Raw genomic sequence first — 14,237 nt, forward strand, 5'->3', positions numbered from 1 at the left:
GGCACCCACCCGGAAAGCGAGGCGTTACAACTCCACCGTCTCCCACCAGCGCGTACCCGCCTGCGGCGCCTGCATGTCCAGCGCTTCGCCCATCATCGGCGTGGCCACCGGCACGTTCTTCGCGGCCGCCAATGCGGTGATGCGCTCGAACGGCTGCTGCCATGCGTGCAGGGCCAGGTCGAAGGTGCCGTTGTGGATCGGCAGCAGCCACTTGCCGCGCAGGTCCAGGTGCGCCTGCAGCGTCTGTTCCGGCTGCATGTGCACGAACGCCCAGCGCGGATCGTAGGCGCCGGTCTCGATCATGGTCAGGTCGAACGGGCCGTACTTCTCGCCGATGGCCTTGAAGCCGTCGAAGTAGCCGGTGTCGCCGCTGAAGAAGATGCGGAAGTCGTCGTCCTGGATCACCCACGACGCCCACAGGCTGCGGTCGCTGTCGCCCAGGCCGCGGCCGGAGAAGTGCTGGCCCGGGGTGGCGGTCAGGCGCAGGCCGCTGGCCTCGGTCGATTGCCACCAGTCCAGCTGTTCGACCTTGCTGGCGTCCACACCCCAGGCAATCAGCTGGTCGCCGACGCCGAGCGGTGCAATGAAGCGCGCGGTCTTGCCAGCCAGCTGCATGACCGCGGCATGGTCCAGGTGGTCATAGTGGTTGTGCGAGAGGATCACACCGGCGATCGGCGGCAGCGCGTCGATGCTGATCGGTGGCGCATGGAAGCGGGCCGGGCCCATCCACTGAACCGGCGAGGCGCGCTCGGAGAACACCGGGTCGGTCAGCCAGTACTGGCCACGCAGCTTCAGCAGGATCGTGGAGTGCCCCAGCCGGAACAGGCTGCGGTCCGGCGCGGCGTCCAGCGTGGCGCGGTCCAGCGGCTGCACCGGAATGGGGTGGGCCGGGACGGTGCCCTTGGGCTTGTTGAACAGGAACGTCCACCAGATCTCCGCACCGTCGCGCAGGCCCATCGCCGGACGGGGCAGGGCATTGCGGAACTTGCCATCACGGTACTGCGGCGAATCGGGGAAGTCGGGGAGGGACCAGGACTTGCAGAAGGTGTAGGCGGTCACAGCGAGGATTCCAAGCAGGAGGACAAGGAGCAGGCGCTTCATGGGTGACGTCCGCTGGGTACACTGCACAGTGTAGTTTCGTCTTTTTCAAAAGTACACTGATGGGTGTAAAATGGTGGCGTCCGTTCAGTTATCCGGTCCCGCCATGCCCCGTGCCCCGCAACGCCTGACCGACCGCAAACGCGAGGCTATCGTGCGCGCGGCGGTGGAGGAGTTCCGTGCATCGGGCTACGAGGCGACCAGCATGGACCGCATCGCCGAGGTGGCCGGGGTCTCCAAGCGGACCGTCTACAACCACTTCCCGAGCAAGGAAGCGCTGTTCTCGATGATCCTGGAGGAGCTGTGGGAACGCAGCGTGGCCAGCGACGCACTGCCGTATCGCGCGGACCAGCCGTTGCAGGCGCAGCTGCTGCAGTTGCTGGGCCAGAAGCTGGAACTTCTCAGCGATGCCAACTTCATCGACTTGGCACGGGTGGCGATGGCCGAGGTCATCCACTCACCGGAGCGCGCGCAGGCCATCGTCTGCCGCATGGGCGAGAAGGAAAGTGGCGAGAGTGCCTGGATCCGCGCAGCAATTGCCGATGGCCGCCTGCGCGAGGTGGATCCGGACTTTGCCGGCCACCAGTTGCACGGCCTGGTGAAGAGCTTTGCGTTCTGGCCGCAGGTCACGATGGGGCAGCCACCGCTGACCGCGCAGGAACGTGCGCGCGTGGCCGAATCGGCGGTTGCGATGTTCCTGGGTTTCTACGCGGTCTAGCTGGCGGCGAAGCGGAGGAACTCGTCGGCCGGCAGCGCCGCCGAGTACAGATAGCCTTGGCCGACATCCACGCCCAGGGCCCGCAGCTTCTGCTCCTGCGCCAGGGTTTCGGTACCTTCGGCCACCACGATCGCGCCGCAGCGGTGCGCAACCTCGACGATGAAGCGCACGATCGACTGCGACTTGGCGTCGGACAGTGTGGCGATCAGCGCCTGTTCGATCTTCACCTCGGCGATGGCCAGCTGCGAGAGCAGGATCAGGGTTGAATAGCCAGCGCCGAAATCATCCAGCGACAGGGTGACCTCCGCCGCCAGCAGCTGTGTGATGTTGGCATCGATCACGTCGCGCTCGACGATTTCGGTCCATTCGACGATCTCCAGGCGCAGCATCGCACCGGGGATGTCATGCAGTTGTAGCAGTTCCTGCAGGCGCAGGCCGAAGTCGGGCAGGCGCAGGGATTCGGCTGACACATTGACTGCGATGGTCAGCGCCGCGCCGTCCTGCCGGCAGTGCTGCAGGAAGTGCACCGCCGACTGCAGCGTGGCCCATTCCAGGTCTGCCAGCCGGCCCTGCCGGCGCAGCAGCGAGATCACCCGCATCGGTGCAATCGGCCGGCCTTCGCCATCGCGCATGCGCAGCAGCGCTTCGGCGCCGACCAACTGGCGGTCCTGCAGGCGATGCTTGGGCTGGTAGCACAGCGGTGCATCGCCCTGCTGCAGCCAGCGTTCGAGAGCGACTTCGATCAGGGCGTCGATCTCGCTGTCGCGCTGGATCGGGTCGTCGAAGAACACGACGCCCGATTCGATCGCACTCATCGTCAGGGTGATCGCCCGGAACGGCAGGTGACCGTCGTCTGTATTGGTTGGGGGCTTGAGTTCGACTACCGCGCAACGGAACAACGGGCGGAAACCCGGCCAATCGCGGCCCACCCGTTCGGCCAGGTTGCTGGCCAGCTCGGTGATCTGCGGTTGCGTACGTAGTTCGGACAAGGACAGGTCGCGCACCAGGATCGCCAGCGCGGCATCGCCGAACTGGTAGATCTCCAGTTGCCCGGCCGGCAGCGAGGGCAGCAGCCGATGTACTTCTTCGGTGCTGTCGCGCTGCCACAGGCCGCTGTCCTGCAGCGGACCGTAGCGCAGGCGCAGATCGCGCAGGTTGCCCATCTCGGCCACGATCAGGCAGGCCTTGCCGAGGCCGTCGTTGTCTCGCCAGTACTGCTGCAGACGTTCGCCCAGCGCACGCATGTTGGGCAGGCCGCTGATCGGATCGATGCGCAGCCAGGCCTGTTCGCGCTGGCGTTGGGCATCGATCTGCGCATCGTTGTAGACCAGTGCGAACACCGCGCCGAGCATCAGCAGTGAGAGTGGCAGTGCCAGCAGGCGCTGGATTGCCAACTCCTCCACGGGTAGCTGATGGGCGCCGATGATTGCTACCCCCAGTGCCAGGCCTAATGCAGTGACGACGATACGAACGCCCCAGGCGTGCAGGATCATGCGCAGCGAGAGTTCATTGAGCATGCGCGGGTGCAGGCGCCTGCGCAGCCAGACGCCGGCCAGCATCTGCAGCGTGGCCTCGAGGCCGGCAGGCAGGAAATACTGGGTGCCGGCGAACTGGTAGCGGGCCAGCAGGCTGGCGCCCAGGCAGGCCAGGCCACCGCGCCAGCCGCCGAGCAGGCCGCTGACCAGCAGGATGTCGAAGCCGAGGTGCAGCTTGACCACGCCCTGGGTGTAACGGGCCACGAACCAGGAATTGAACAGGTAGATCAGGCCCAGTGCCACGCCCAGATACAGGCGTCGGCCTTCAATGGCATGGCCGGCACGGCGGGTGGCGATCAACAGCACCCCGATCATGCCGATCACTGCGGTGGCCTGCAGCAGGTACAGCGGCAGGCTGGGCAGGGCGCTGTCCAGGACCTGGGCCGAGACCCGTGAAAGCGCATCCATAGCAGGTTCCCGCCTGTGACCGACGGCCAGTGACCCGCAGCGTAGTCGCAGCAGGGCGCAGGTTCAATTGCGCTGGCTGCGTTCGGGCAGGAGGTGTTCGGCCATGAAATCCACGAACGCGCGTACACGCGGCTGCTGATGGCGATGGCTTGGCCAGAGGGCCCAGAAGGTGCTTCGCTCGGTGCTCCATGGGTCCAGAACGCTGACGAGCGAACCGCGGTCCAGCGCATCACGCGTGGCGAAGTCGGGCAGGCACGCGATGCCATGGCCATCGATGGCCATGTGCAGGATCGTCTCAAGATGATTGGCGGTCATCGCTGCAGTCAGCCGCGTTCCAGAGCTTCCCTCATGCACGGGCAGTGGCCAGCGTTCGATCAGGCCGGTGCCGGGAAAGCGATGGAGGAGGCATGCGTGGCCGCTCAGCTCGTCCGGGTGCTGCGGCGTGCCGCGCTGGGCGAAGTACGCAGGGGCGCCCACGCACAGCAGGCGGGTACTGCCGAGGTTGCGGCCGTGCAGCCGGGAGTCGGCGGGGCTGCCTGTGCGGACGACGGCATCGAAGCCTTCCTCGATGACATCGACCAGGCGGTCGCTGAAGTGCAGGTCGAGTTCGATGGCGGGGAAGCTGTGCGCAAACGCCGAAAGCACCGGCAGCATCAGACCGCTGGCGAGTGGAAGACTGACCTTCAGGCGACCGCTGGGCGCGGCCTGGGCATCGGTCAGATCGCGTTCTGCCGCGGCGACCTCGATCATGATGCGGCGGCAGCGTTCAAGGAACTGCTCGCCTTCGGCAGTCAGGCTGACGCTGCGGGTATTGCGATTCAGCAGGCGGGCGCCCAGGCGCTCTTCCAGCCGGGCGATGGTCTTGCTTGCGGCCGAAGGGGTGATGCCACGCTGTCGTGCTGCGGCCGCGAAGCTGCGTGCTTCGGCAACCAGAACGAAGAGGCTGAGACCAGCAAAGCTGTCCATGACGTGGCCATTGATGACGTTTGTGTCATTAAAGTATGGAGCGAATGACGGATTCTTACGCAATAGCGTCGTCGATAGCATCAATGCGGTGGCGCTTCGCCACGCTCGAGTCTCATCGACATGCCTGTTGCCTCTGCTGAGACGGCCGGATCATCACGCTTTGGCGTGGTGCTGGCAGGCTGTCTGACGGCGCTCACCATTCCCTTGAGCATTGCCAGCCCTGCCGTGGGCATTCCTGCCATCCGGGACGCGCTGGGCGGTTCCCCTGCGGCGTTGTCCTGGATCATCAACGCCTATCTGTTGACCTACGGCTGCACCACGCTGGTGGCCGGTGGACTGGCCGATCTGCATGGCAGGCGCCGGATCTGGATTCTGGGCGGCGCGTTGTTTGCACTCGTCACCGGCCTGATTCCCTTGATGCCCGATGTGGCGTGGATCAATGTCCTGAGACTGCTTCAGGGGATGGCGGCGTCGGCAGCGTTTGCCGGCGCGATGGCGTCGCTGGCGCAGGTGTTCGACGGCCAGGCGCGGGCAAGGGTGTTCAGCCTGATCGGCACCACTTTTGGTGCAGGGGCCGCAGGCGGACCGCTGCTGGCGGGCGGGTTGATCGATGCGCTGGGCTGGGAATGGGTGTTCTTCCTGCCTGCGTTGCTGGCGGCACTGACCGTACCGCTGGTCGCCCTGTCATCCGCCGAATCGAGAAACGCCGGTTCGCCACGCCTGGATTGGCTGGGGGCCATCACCTTCATGCTGGCGCTGGGCTCACTCACCTACGCCATGATCGTGCTGCCGGAACGTGGCCTGTTGCATCCGCAGACGCTGGTACTGCTGGCGCTCTCGGTGGTGTTGCTGGGCGTGTTCATTGCGGTTGAGCGCTCCCATCGAACACCGCTGCTGGATCTCGGGTTGTTCCGCAACCGGCGTTTCGTTGGCGTGCAGATTCTGGCCGCTGCCCCTGCGTTCTCCTACGTCGTCCTTCTGGTCGTGCTGCCGGCTGGCTTCATAGGTGTTGAAGGACTGCGACCCACCGAGGCTGGACTGGCGATGGCAGCACTGTCTGCACCCTTGCTGGTTGTTCCCCTGGTTGCCGGCTACCTGCTGCGCTGGATTCCGGCGCGGACGCTGTGCTGTGCGGGCCTGCTGATCGGCGCGCTTGGGCTGGCATGGCTGGCGCAGGTGTTCCAGTTCCCGTCGGTGCGCTGGATGCCGATGCTGGTCATCGGAATCGGCATCGGCCTTCCCTGGGGGATCATGGATGGCCTGGCGGTCAGCGTGGTCGGCAAGGAGCAGGCCGGCATGGCCGCTGGCATCTTCAACGCGATGCGACTGGCAGGCGATTCCATTGCCCTCGCGCTTGTCGGCATCATGCTCTCGGCCCGGATTGGCGGGAACATGATGCCGGAGGCCGGCGTCGTGGCCCGTGCCGCCGTGCACAGGCTGTCCACGGGCGACCTTGGCGGAGCGGTGGAGGCATTGCCCGGCGTTTCGAGAACGGCGCTTGCCCAGGCATACGTGGAGGCCGTCCGTGGCCAGCTTTTTGTCCTGGCGATGGCGACCGTGCTGACCGCCATCGTGCTTGGGTACCTGTTGCGCGAGAGGTCGAGCCTGGACTGAGCAGGGGCAGTCAGTAGCGTGGGTCGGCGATGGCTGGCAGCACCAGTTCGCGCACGAAGCCGGACGGCGACAGCTGCAGCAGCGCACGCACCATGGTCACCACGTCGTGTACCGGGACAAGTTCGCCATCCCCGCGTGCTGCGGCCTCTGCCACCGGCACCGACAGTGCATCGTCGGTGTTGAGGTAGCCCAGCTGCAGGCTGGTCACCGCCAGGCGGCGATCGCGGAAACCCTCGCGCAGTGCATCGGCGATGCCGTTGAGCGCGAACTTGGATGCGCCGAACGCCACTTCCGGGCGGCCGCTGCGTGGCAGCGCCGAGGTCGAGCCGGTCAGCACCAGCTGCGGGCGTGGTGCGCCCAGCACCCGCGGCAGCAGGCGCTGCAGCAGCACCAGGGTGGCGGTGATGTTGACGTCGACCAGCTGGGTGAGCGCGGCATCGCTCTCGTCGAGGAAGGCGTACTCGTCGCTGAAGGCGGTCTCTTCCCAGATGCCCAGGTTGTGGATCAGCACATCCAGATCGGCCGGCGCCTGCGCTGCGATGTGATTGGCGGCCAAGGTAGGCTGGGACAGATCGGCCTCGATCCACTGCAGGGTGACACCCTCGAGGCATTCAAGGTCGCGCGGACGGCTGCGCGAAACGCCGATGACGGTGTCGCCCGCACTGCACAGGCCTTCCACGAATGCCCGACCGAGGCCCCTGCTGGCGCCGATGACCATCAGTTTCATGTTGCTTCCTTGTTGTACTGCGGCAGCCTCAATTGGCTGCCAGAACGGTGTCCCAGTCGGCGAACGCGCGCAGGCCGCTGCGCTCGGCGGTAATGATCGAGGCGGTGTTGTCGAGCTGGCAACGGTACTGAGGCTGCAGCCGGGCCGCCTGCGCGGACACGGCCATGGCGTGTACCAGCTGGCGCGCGTGCCCGCGACCGCGGGCATCGGGCAGGGTCAGCACGCCCATGTCGGCGAGGGCTGGATCCAGGCTCCACGGGTACATGCTTCCCGCGGCAACCAGCCGCTCGCCATCGAAGGCGCCGAACACCTGCCAGTGGTCCAGCTCGACCCAGGCGGCATCGAGATCCTCTTCGCTGGCGTTGGCCTGGAACACATCGAACGCGGCTGCGTCGGCCGGGTCGAGACGGCGGATATGTGGTGGTGCAGGGCGCGCGGCCAGGGCCGCAAGTTCTGCGGCAGGGAAGTAGAAGACACGATCCGCACCATGCGTGCGCTGGCCGAGCTGCTGCAGGCGCTGTTGCAGCTGTGCCAGTGTCCAGTGCGGTTGCGCGTGCAGGTGCAGGCGAGCCGCCAGGGCAGGGCGCAACAGTGCGCGAGCGGGGCCCACGACCGGCTGCAGCAGCATGCCGTCCTCGCCCTCATCGAAATCATCGCTGCACGCCAACTGCAGCTGTGGATCGTCCCGCAGCGTGCGCTGCCCGGAGAACACGCCGCGCCAGGTCGCATCGATCAACGGGGCAAACACATCATCCATGACCGGTGTCTCGCTCAGTGCCGGGGCAGGTCCACCTGCAGGCCGGCGGCCTTCCATTCGGGGTAACCGGCGGCGAGCCGCTGCGCGGTCAGTCCGGCCTCGCGCAGCATCGCCACCGCATCGTTGGACAGCACGCAGTAGGGACCGCGGCAGTACGCGACAATGTGGACGGCACGCGGCAGTTCGTCCATCCGTGCGCGCAGTTCTGTAACGGGAATGTTCAGCGCTCCGGGCAGGTGGCCCAGATCGAATTCCTCGCGCGGCCGCACATCCAGCAGCACCACGCTACTGCGTTGTTCCAGCAGCTGCTCCACGGTCAGTCCTTCCAGCGCATCGCGGCGCTGCAGGCTGTCGTGGATCACGCCGTGCATTTCGCTGCGCTGGTGATCGGCATAGTCGCGCAGTGCGGCCAGCAGGTTGCCCAGCGGGCCATAACCGCTGCGGTAGAGGATGCGCTTGCCGTCACGGCGGGTCTGTACCAGGCCGGCACGGCGCAGCTGCTGCAGGTGCTGGGAGGTATTGGCCACCGACAGGCCGGTCAGTTCGGCCAGGCGTTCTACGGCGCGCTCGCCCTGGGCGATGTGCTCCAGCAGGGCCAGGCGATGGGCATGGCCGAGCGTGCGGGCGATCTCGGCCAAGGCCTCAAGCGGCGAGGGTGGTGGCTCTGTTGCAGCGTTCATGCGGGGCACGCTAGCATCGCTCTATCATTCAAGCAAATAATTGAAGGTATGGGATATGTCTGGCCAGGCGACATTCGCGATGGATGCGGTGGTAGTCGGCGTGGGAGCGACCGCAGTGATGGACCTGTGGGCGGTGGTGCAGCGGCGGCTGTTCGGCATTCCCTCGTTGGATTTTGCGATGGTGGGCCGTTGGCTGGGGCACCTGCCCCGCGGGCAATTCCGCCACGACGGCATCGGCTGCGCGGCAGCGGTCGGTGGCGAGCGCGCGCTGGGCTGGACCGCGCATTACGTGACCGGGGTGGTTTTCGCAGCGTTGTTGCTGGCCGTGGCAGGGAGCGATTGGGTGCACGCACCCACCCTGTGGCCGGCGCTGGCCTTCGGCATCCTCAGCGTTGCTGCGCCGTTCTTCATCCTGCAGCCGGGCATGGGTGCAGGCATTGCCGCTTCGAAGACCCTGGCGCCGGGCAAGGCACGCCTGCGCAGCCTGGTGGCGCACAGCGTGTTCGGCGTGGGCATGTACCTTTCCGCGCTGCTGTTGGCCGCGGTCCGTGCAGGATGAGCGAAAATCGGCGGGGTCACCGGCAACAGGAACACCCCGGCATGGAAGCACCCAATCCCTTCACTGATGGCCTGCCGCTGCCGCTACCGTGGGCATGGCAGGAAGCGTTGGCCGATGCGCGCATCGAGCGGCAGTCGATCGGCGTATCGCGCGCGTATGTAGCCCGGGTGCAGCGACCAGGCCAGCCCGATGCCTTCGTGAAGTCGGAAGTGATCGACGCCTTCAGTGAGCTCGGTGATGAGATCGCGCGCCTGCGCTGGCTGCAGGAACAGGGACAACCGGCGCCAACGGTAATTGCCACCGCCGAAGAAGCGGGCCGGCGCTGGTTGCTGATGAGCGCGCTGCCCGGCCGCGACCTGGCTTCGTCGCCGGAACTCGCGCCGCAGCAGTTGGTGGAACTGCTGGCCGACGCGCTGCGCGGGCTGCATGCGTTGCCGGTGGCAGCCTGCCCGTTCGACCAGCGACTGGCCTCGCGCCTGCAGGCCGCGCAGGCCCGCGTCGAAGCGGGCTTGGTGGATGCCGATGATTTCGATGATGAGCGCCTGGGCCAGAGTCCGCAGCAGGTCTTCGCCGAACTGTGCAGCACCCGGCCCGATCATGAAGACCTGGTGGTCAGCCATGGCGATGCCTGCCTGCCGAACCTGATGGTGGTCGAGGGGCGTTTCAGCGGTTTCATCGACTGTGGGCGACTGGGTGTTGCCGACCGCTACCAGGACCTGGCGCTGGCCGCGCGCAGCCTGGTCCACAACTTCGGCGACACGCGTTGGGTGGCGCCGTTGTTCCAGCGCTATGGCGCGGTGGCCGACGAGCGTCGGCTGGCGTTCTACCGGTTGCTCGACGAGTTCTTCTGAGCCCGTGCATGGCTGGCGATGGCCGCGCAGATCAGGCCACCGACCACGCTCAAGTGTTCCAGCGCGAAGAACAGGGCCAGCTGCTGTTCCGCGCCGTGCTTGGTCCAGAAGGTATGCACGACGACGATGGTCAGCAGCATGAACACTGCCAGCGCGCCGCTGCCCAGCCAGAGCAGGCGATCAAGCAGCAGGCACAGTACGCCGCCCAGCAGCACCACCGCGCTGGCGATGTTGAACAGCGCGGGCGGTTGCAGCCCGGCCGCCTGCATTTCGGCCACGCTGTTGTCCCACGCCAGCAGCTTGGCCAGACCCGAGGACAGGAACACCACGGCCAGCAGCAGTCGGGCGAGGAACCACATCACGCGGCTGTCGAGCAGGGTGGAGATCATTCGTGGCATGCAGGAACTCCGGGTTGGGCATGGAACAGGTCGCGCAGCATCGGGCCTCAACCGCAGTTGAGGTCAAGGCTGGCTGAACGGAGCCCGATGGTGGCCAGGTCGACATCTACAAAATAAACGAACGTTCGTTCATGCTTGTGGCATGAGCCGAATCGACCGCAATGAGCAGCGCGTGACCCTGATCCTGCAGGCTGCCCTGCGGTGCTTCCTCGCCAAGGGATTCCACCAGACCAGCATGCGTGACATCGCGCAGGCGGCTGGCGTCAGCCTGGGCAACCTCTACAACCACTTCCCGGGCAAGGAAGCGATCATCCTTGCAGTGGCAGTGGCCGAGAGCGAAGAACTGGCACCGTTGCTGCGTCGACTGGCCGCGTCCGAAGGCGAGCGCGCACAGGTACTGGATTTCCTTCAGGACTTCCACGCACTGTGCCGCCAGCCGGAATGGGCGACGCTTGCCGTCGAAGTGCTGGCCGAGAGCGCACGCAATCCGGCCGTGGCCGAGGCATTTGCGGCCAATCGCAGGCAATTGCAGGCGACCCTGGCCGAAGCCCTGCAGCAGGTGGCACGGCGCGAACGTCGGCGTCCCGTGCTGGCCTCGGCATTGCAGGCGCAGGTGCTGCTGGATGCCATTGAAAGCGATGCGCTGCGTCGGGGGCTGGGCGAAGCCGATGGCATCGATGAGGCCTCGCTGGATCTTGGCCTGCTCGCGCTGCTGCTCGGGGCACGCGCATGAGTGCCGTTGACCGGCGATTGCACGGCCTTGATCTGGCGCGCTACCTGGCCCTGGCCGGCATGGTGCTGGTCAACTTCCGCCTGGCGATGGCCGTGCCGGCAGAGGGTGAGAGTTGGTTGGCAGGGTTCTTCCATCTGCTGGAAGGCAAAGCCTCGGCGACGTTCGTCACTCTGGCCGGTCTTGGCCTGGTGCTGGCCACGCAGCGGCAGGGGTGGTGGCCGGCCAGCGTGCAGACCTGGAGGCGCGCGCTGTTCCTGATGGTGCTGGGCCTGCTCAACCTGACTCTGTTCCCGGCCGATATCCTGCACTACTACGCGGTGTATTTCGCGTTGGCGGTGGTGTGGCTGCGTGCGTCGCCGCGGGTGTTGCTGGCCAGCATCGTGGGCCTGGCGGCGTATTCGTTCTGGGCGTTGCTGCACTGGGACTACAGCCAGGGATGGAACTGGCAGACGCTGGAATACGCCGACCTGTGGCAATGGCCGGGCGCGGCCCGCAACCTGTTGTTCAACGGCTTCCATCCGCTGCTGCCGTGGCTGTGCTTCTTCCTGCTGGGGATGCTGCTGGCACGCCTTCAGCTGTCGCAACCGCGGGTGCAGCGAGCATTGCTGGTGCTGGGGCTGCTGCTGATCGCGGCCGGCCATGGCGTGCAGCAGCTTGCGCAGGGAACGCCCTGGCAGGTGTGGCTGGGAACGCAACCGATGCCGCCGGGACCAGCCTACGTACTCACGGGTGCGGGCGCGGCGTGCAGTGTCATTGCCGCCTGCCTGTGGCTGACGCGTGTGCGACCGAGGGACTGGCTGGAGCCGTTCACTGCGGCCGGGCGCATGACCCTGACCCTGTATGTGGGCCACATCCTGCTGGGCATGGGCACGCTGGAAAGCCTGGGCCTGCTCGATGGCAGCGCGTCGCTCGCATCGGTGCTGCTGTGGGCGACGCTGTTCCTGATGCTGGCGACGGGCGCGGCATGGCTGTGGTCGTGGCAGTTCGCACGCGGCCCGCTGGAAGTGGTGATGCGACGCATCGCAGGCTAGTTCTCTGGTCGCGGCGAGCTGATGTTGTGACGGACATGTCTGTGTCGCGGCGAATGCATCTGCGATAGTGGCAGCAGGCAATACTTTCCGCTTGCATCCATGTCATTCGCTTCGGCGCAGCATCTCGGCGAAGTCCTGCAACAATCCTATGGCATCACTGCCACCGCCGTGGTGCCACGCCCGGTGGGTGCCGACGCCAATGCCAGCGTGTATCGCGTCGATGCGCGGCACGGGCAGTGGTGGTTGAAATGCCGCACCTACCAGGTCGCCCCAGCGGTGTGGGACAGCCTGCATTGGCTGCGCGGCACGCTGGGCATCGATGAGATCGTTGCGCCGTGGCCAGCATTGACCGGCGGCGCATCGGTACAGCGGTGGGGGCTGCAGTTCACCCTGTTCCCTTATGTGGAAGGGCAGTCCGGATTCGAGGCGGCGTTGAGCCGCACGCAGTGGAAGCGGTTGGGCGAGGTACTGCGGCGCCTGCACGGCGCGCAACTGCCAGCGCAACTGCAGCAGGCGCTGCCGATCGTACGGCTGGAAACCGCGGCGCTGGAGACGGTCGGTCAATGGCTGGCCGGCGAAGGCCTGGCGGCCGCGAAGGACGGGCTGGGCCGCGCATTTGTTTCGGTATGGGACCAGCAGCATGCGCGCATCGCGGCGCTGCATGCGCAGGCACGGGAGCTGCTCGTGGCATTGCAGGACGTACCGGTAGATCTGCATCTGTGTCACACCGACCTGCATGCCGGCAACCTGCTGATGGGCAATGACGGGGGCCTGCACCTGATCGATTGGGACGGCCTTTCGCTGGCCCCGCGCGAGCGCGACCTGATGTTCATTGGTGCGGCGGTTGGTGGGCGCTGGGGGCGCGAGAATCCGCTGGGCTTCGAGGAGGGCTACGGCAGCGACCGCGGCGATCCGCGCTGGATCGCCTGGTACCGGCACTGGCGCATCCTGCAGGACCTGATCGAGTTCCAGCAGGTGCTGTTGGGCAGCGATGGCGAGGAGCGTTCGCCGCAGTTGCGCCGGCAGTCGTTGCACTATCTGGGCGAGCAGTTCGCGCCGGGCAATGTGTTCGATGCGGCGGAGCGGGTGTATCGCGCACTGGATCAGGTTCTGGGCCGCTGCCAGGATCGCCCCGGGTAGAGTCGACTGTTGGTCGACTGCTCTTCGATTGGAACAGGCGAAGCCCGCGCTGCGCGCGAGGGTCGACTAGCAGTCGACTCTACCCAGGGCCTTTCCATGCACGGTCCATTGGCTTGTCGATGCAGGTGGTTCTTATTCGGCGGGCTTGGCCGCTGCAGAGGCCGCCGCGCTTGCAGCGCGGCGTGACAGCACGGCTTCGCGGTGGGCGATGTAGGCGTTGGCGGCGAGGATGATGCCGGCACCGATGATCGTCCAGCGGTCCACCGTTTCGTTGAACAGCAGCCAGCCGAACAGCGTTACCAGTGGCAGCTGCAGGAAGCTGATCGGGGTCAGGGCGGAGACTTCGCCCAGCCGTAGCGCGCGGGTCCACAACAGCTGGCCGACGGTGCCGAGCACGCCGGTGGCCAGCAGCCACAGCCACGCCATGCCGGAGGGCCAGACCCAGACGAACAGTGCCGGGACCAGCGACAGCGGCACCCAGAACACGTAGGTGTAGAGCACCACGGTGTCAGCGCTGTCGACACGGGTCAGCTGCTTGATCTGGATCGCCACCAATGAGCTGAGCACGGCGGCTGCCACCGCTACCAGGCTGCCCGCGGTGAAGCCGGCGGTACCGGGGCGCACGATCACCAGCACACCGATGAATCCAACCACCACCGCAGCCCAGCGGCGTACACGCACGGTCTCGCCCAGCCACAGCACGGCGGCGATGGTGACGAACAACGGCGTGGAGTACGAGAGGGAAACCGCCTGCGCCAGTGGCAGATGGCCCAGTGCCCAGAATGCGCACAGCATCGAACCCAGGCCAATCGCACTGCGCACGAAATAACGCGGCAGCTGCTGCGTTTTCAGTGGTGCATGGCCGGGGCGCAGCAGCATCGGCAGCAACGCGAGCAGGCCAAAGGCATTGCGAAAGAACGCCACTTCCTGGGTTGGTACGTACCGGGTGGCGTAGCGGATGGCGACGGCCATCAGGCCGAATGCCATCGTGCTGCCGAGCATCAGCAGCGCCGCCCGCATCG

15 protein-coding genes are annotated in these 14,237 nt (G+C 66.4%); 7 read left to right on the forward strand and 8 right to left on the reverse strand.

The features are described 5' to 3' along the window. Positions 1-24: 24 nt before the first annotated feature. Entirely contained in the window at positions 25-1,101 is a 1,077-nt protein-coding gene (locus N5C25_RS03375; protein ID WP_155029424.1) for an MBL fold metallo-hydrolase, read from the reverse strand. Positions 1,102-1,204: 103 nt separating this feature from the next. Between N5C25_RS03375 and N5C25_RS03380 the strand changes: the two genes are divergently transcribed. Continuing rightward, positions 1,205-1,816: a TetR/AcrR family transcriptional regulator gene (locus tag N5C25_RS03380; RefSeq protein WP_021202877.1), complete on the forward strand. Its 612-nt coding sequence runs from the start codon at positions 1,205-1,207 to the stop codon at positions 1,814-1,816. On the opposite strand, the gene N5C25_RS03385 is transcribed toward N5C25_RS03380, so the two are convergent. Continuing rightward, on the reverse strand, positions 1,813-3,759 hold the full coding sequence (locus N5C25_RS03385) for an EAL domain-containing protein (RefSeq protein WP_279936417.1): 1,947 nt from the start codon (positions 3,757-3,759) through the stop codon (positions 1,813-1,815). The two genes, N5C25_RS03380 and N5C25_RS03385, sit on opposite strands and share 4 nt — an antisense overlap. A gap of 63 nt (positions 3,760-3,822) precedes the next feature. Then, positions 3,823-4,806 carry a LysR substrate-binding domain-containing protein gene (locus N5C25_RS03390; RefSeq protein WP_251102379.1) on the reverse strand — a complete coding sequence of 328 codons (984 nt, stop codon included), beginning with the start codon at positions 4,804-4,806 and terminating at the stop codon, positions 3,823-3,825. A 123-nt stretch (positions 4,807-4,929) separates the two neighbouring features. On the opposite strand from N5C25_RS03390, the gene N5C25_RS03395 reads away from it, so the two are divergent. Further along, positions 4,930-6,339 (forward strand): MFS transporter, encoded by a 1,410-nt coding sequence (locus tag N5C25_RS03395; protein WP_279936418.1) that lies wholly within the window; start codon positions 4,930-4,932, stop codon positions 6,337-6,339. Between the two features lie 10 nt (positions 6,340-6,349). Here N5C25_RS03395 and N5C25_RS03400 read toward each other — a convergent pair whose 3' ends face one another. Genes N5C25_RS03400 through N5C25_RS03410 form a run of 3 tightly spaced genes read right to left on the reverse strand, consistent with a single transcriptional unit; the run spans position 6,350 to position 8,503 of the window. Then, the gene (locus N5C25_RS03400) at positions 6,350-7,066 is read right to left on the reverse strand and encodes an SDR family NAD(P)-dependent oxidoreductase (protein ID WP_279936419.1); all 717 of its coding nucleotides are present in this window, start codon (positions 7,064-7,066) and stop codon (positions 6,350-6,352) included. 28 nt (positions 7,067-7,094) lie between these two features. After that, entirely contained in the window at positions 7,095-7,823 is a 729-nt protein-coding gene (locus tag N5C25_RS03405; protein WP_279936420.1) for a GNAT family N-acetyltransferase, read from the reverse strand. Between the two features lie 14 nt (positions 7,824-7,837). Then, positions 7,838-8,503 carry a metalloregulator ArsR/SmtB family transcription factor gene (locus N5C25_RS03410; RefSeq protein ID WP_279936421.1) on the reverse strand — a complete coding sequence of 222 codons (666 nt, stop codon included), beginning with the start codon at positions 8,501-8,503 and terminating at the stop codon, positions 7,838-7,840. Between the two features lie 55 nt (positions 8,504-8,558). Here N5C25_RS03410 and N5C25_RS03415 point away from each other — a divergent pair, with 55 nt between their 5' ends. Together N5C25_RS03415 and N5C25_RS03420 are read left to right on the forward strand one after the other, a co-directional pair. Further along, positions 8,559-9,062: a DUF2938 domain-containing protein gene (locus N5C25_RS03415; protein WP_279936422.1), complete on the forward strand. Its 504-nt coding sequence runs from the start codon at positions 8,559-8,561 to the stop codon at positions 9,060-9,062. Between the two features lie 41 nt (positions 9,063-9,103). After that, a complete protein-coding gene (locus N5C25_RS03420) occupies positions 9,104-9,913 on the forward strand; it encodes an APH(3')-II family aminoglycoside O-phosphotransferase (RefSeq protein WP_279936423.1) in 810 nt (269 codons plus the stop codon). On the opposite strand, the gene N5C25_RS03425 is transcribed toward N5C25_RS03420, so the two are convergent. Next, positions 9,886-10,311: a DoxX family protein gene (locus N5C25_RS03425; RefSeq protein WP_279936424.1), complete on the reverse strand. Its 426-nt coding sequence runs from the start codon at positions 10,309-10,311 to the stop codon at positions 9,886-9,888. The genes N5C25_RS03420 and N5C25_RS03425 overlap by 28 nt on opposite strands. A gap of 142 nt (positions 10,312-10,453) precedes the next feature. Between N5C25_RS03425 and N5C25_RS03430 the strand changes: the two genes are divergently transcribed. The 3 genes from N5C25_RS03430 to N5C25_RS03440 all read left to right on the forward strand — a co-directional run bounded on the left by N5C25_RS03430 (position 10,454) and on the right by N5C25_RS03440 (position 13,215). Continuing rightward, positions 10,454-11,044 (forward strand): helix-turn-helix domain containing protein, encoded by a 591-nt coding sequence (locus N5C25_RS03430; protein WP_279936425.1) that lies wholly within the window; start codon positions 10,454-10,456, stop codon positions 11,042-11,044. Next, on the forward strand, positions 11,041-12,075 hold the full coding sequence (locus N5C25_RS03435; RefSeq protein WP_279936426.1) for a heparan-alpha-glucosaminide N-acetyltransferase domain-containing protein: 1,035 nt from the start codon (positions 11,041-11,043) through the stop codon (positions 12,073-12,075). The genes N5C25_RS03430 and N5C25_RS03435 overlap by 4 nt, the downstream gene beginning before the upstream one ends. Before the next feature lie 99 nt (positions 12,076-12,174). Then, on the forward strand, positions 12,175-13,215 hold the full coding sequence (locus tag N5C25_RS03440; protein ID WP_180832251.1) for an aminoglycoside phosphotransferase family protein: 1,041 nt from the start codon (positions 12,175-12,177) through the stop codon (positions 13,213-13,215). A gap of 132 nt (positions 13,216-13,347) precedes the next feature. Here N5C25_RS03440 and N5C25_RS03445 read toward each other — a convergent pair whose 3' ends face one another. After that, entirely contained in the window at positions 13,348-14,235 is an 888-nt protein-coding gene (locus N5C25_RS03445) for a DMT family transporter (protein WP_019661359.1), read from the reverse strand. Between the last annotated feature and the right edge of the window lie 2 nt (positions 14,236-14,237).

The sequence above is a fragment of the Stenotrophomonas sp. GD03958 genome (assembly GCF_029839005.1).
Lineage (GTDB): Bacteria > Pseudomonadota > Gammaproteobacteria > Xanthomonadales > Xanthomonadaceae > Stenotrophomonas > Stenotrophomonas hibiscicola.

Excerpts from the sequence above, each read along its gene's own strand:
- N5C25_RS03375 (WP_155029424.1), bottom strand. The coding sequence starts at position 1,101 with ATGAAGCGCCTGCTCCTTGTCCTCCTGCTTGGAATCCTCGCTGTGACC.
- N5C25_RS03380 (WP_021202877.1), top strand. The coding sequence starts at position 1,205 with ATGCCCCGTGCCCCGCAACGCCTGACCGACCGCAAACGCGAGGCTATC.
- N5C25_RS03385 (WP_279936417.1), bottom strand. The coding sequence starts at position 3,759 with ATGGATGCGCTTTCACGGGTCTCGGCCCAGGTCCTGGACAGCGCCCTG.
- N5C25_RS03390 (WP_251102379.1), bottom strand. The coding sequence starts at position 4,806 with ATGCTATCGACGACGCTATTGCGTAAGAATCCGTCATTCGCTCCATAC.
- N5C25_RS03400 (WP_279936419.1), bottom strand. The coding sequence starts at position 7,066 with ATGAAACTGATGGTCATCGGCGCCAGCAGGGGCCTCGGTCGGGCATTC.
- N5C25_RS03405 (WP_279936420.1), bottom strand. The coding sequence starts at position 7,823 with ATGGATGATGTGTTTGCCCCGTTGATCGATGCGACCTGGCGCGGCGTG.
- N5C25_RS03410 (WP_279936421.1), bottom strand. The coding sequence starts at position 8,503 with ATGAACGCTGCAACAGAGCCACCACCCTCGCCGCTTGAGGCCTTGGCC.
- N5C25_RS03415 (WP_279936422.1), top strand. The coding sequence starts at position 8,559 with ATGTCTGGCCAGGCGACATTCGCGATGGATGCGGTGGTAGTCGGCGTG.
- N5C25_RS03420 (WP_279936423.1), top strand. The coding sequence starts at position 9,104 with ATGGAAGCACCCAATCCCTTCACTGATGGCCTGCCGCTGCCGCTACCG.
- N5C25_RS03425 (WP_279936424.1), bottom strand. The coding sequence starts at position 10,311 with ATGCCACGAATGATCTCCACCCTGCTCGACAGCCGCGTGATGTGGTTC.
- N5C25_RS03430 (WP_279936425.1), top strand. The coding sequence starts at position 10,454 with ATGAGCCGAATCGACCGCAATGAGCAGCGCGTGACCCTGATCCTGCAG.
- N5C25_RS03435 (WP_279936426.1), top strand. The coding sequence starts at position 11,041 with ATGAGTGCCGTTGACCGGCGATTGCACGGCCTTGATCTGGCGCGCTAC.
- N5C25_RS03440 (WP_180832251.1), top strand. The coding sequence starts at position 12,175 with ATGTCATTCGCTTCGGCGCAGCATCTCGGCGAAGTCCTGCAACAATCC.
- N5C25_RS03445 (WP_019661359.1), bottom strand. The coding sequence starts at position 14,235 with ATGCGGGCGGCGCTGCTGATGCTCGGCAGCACGATGGCATTCGGCCTG.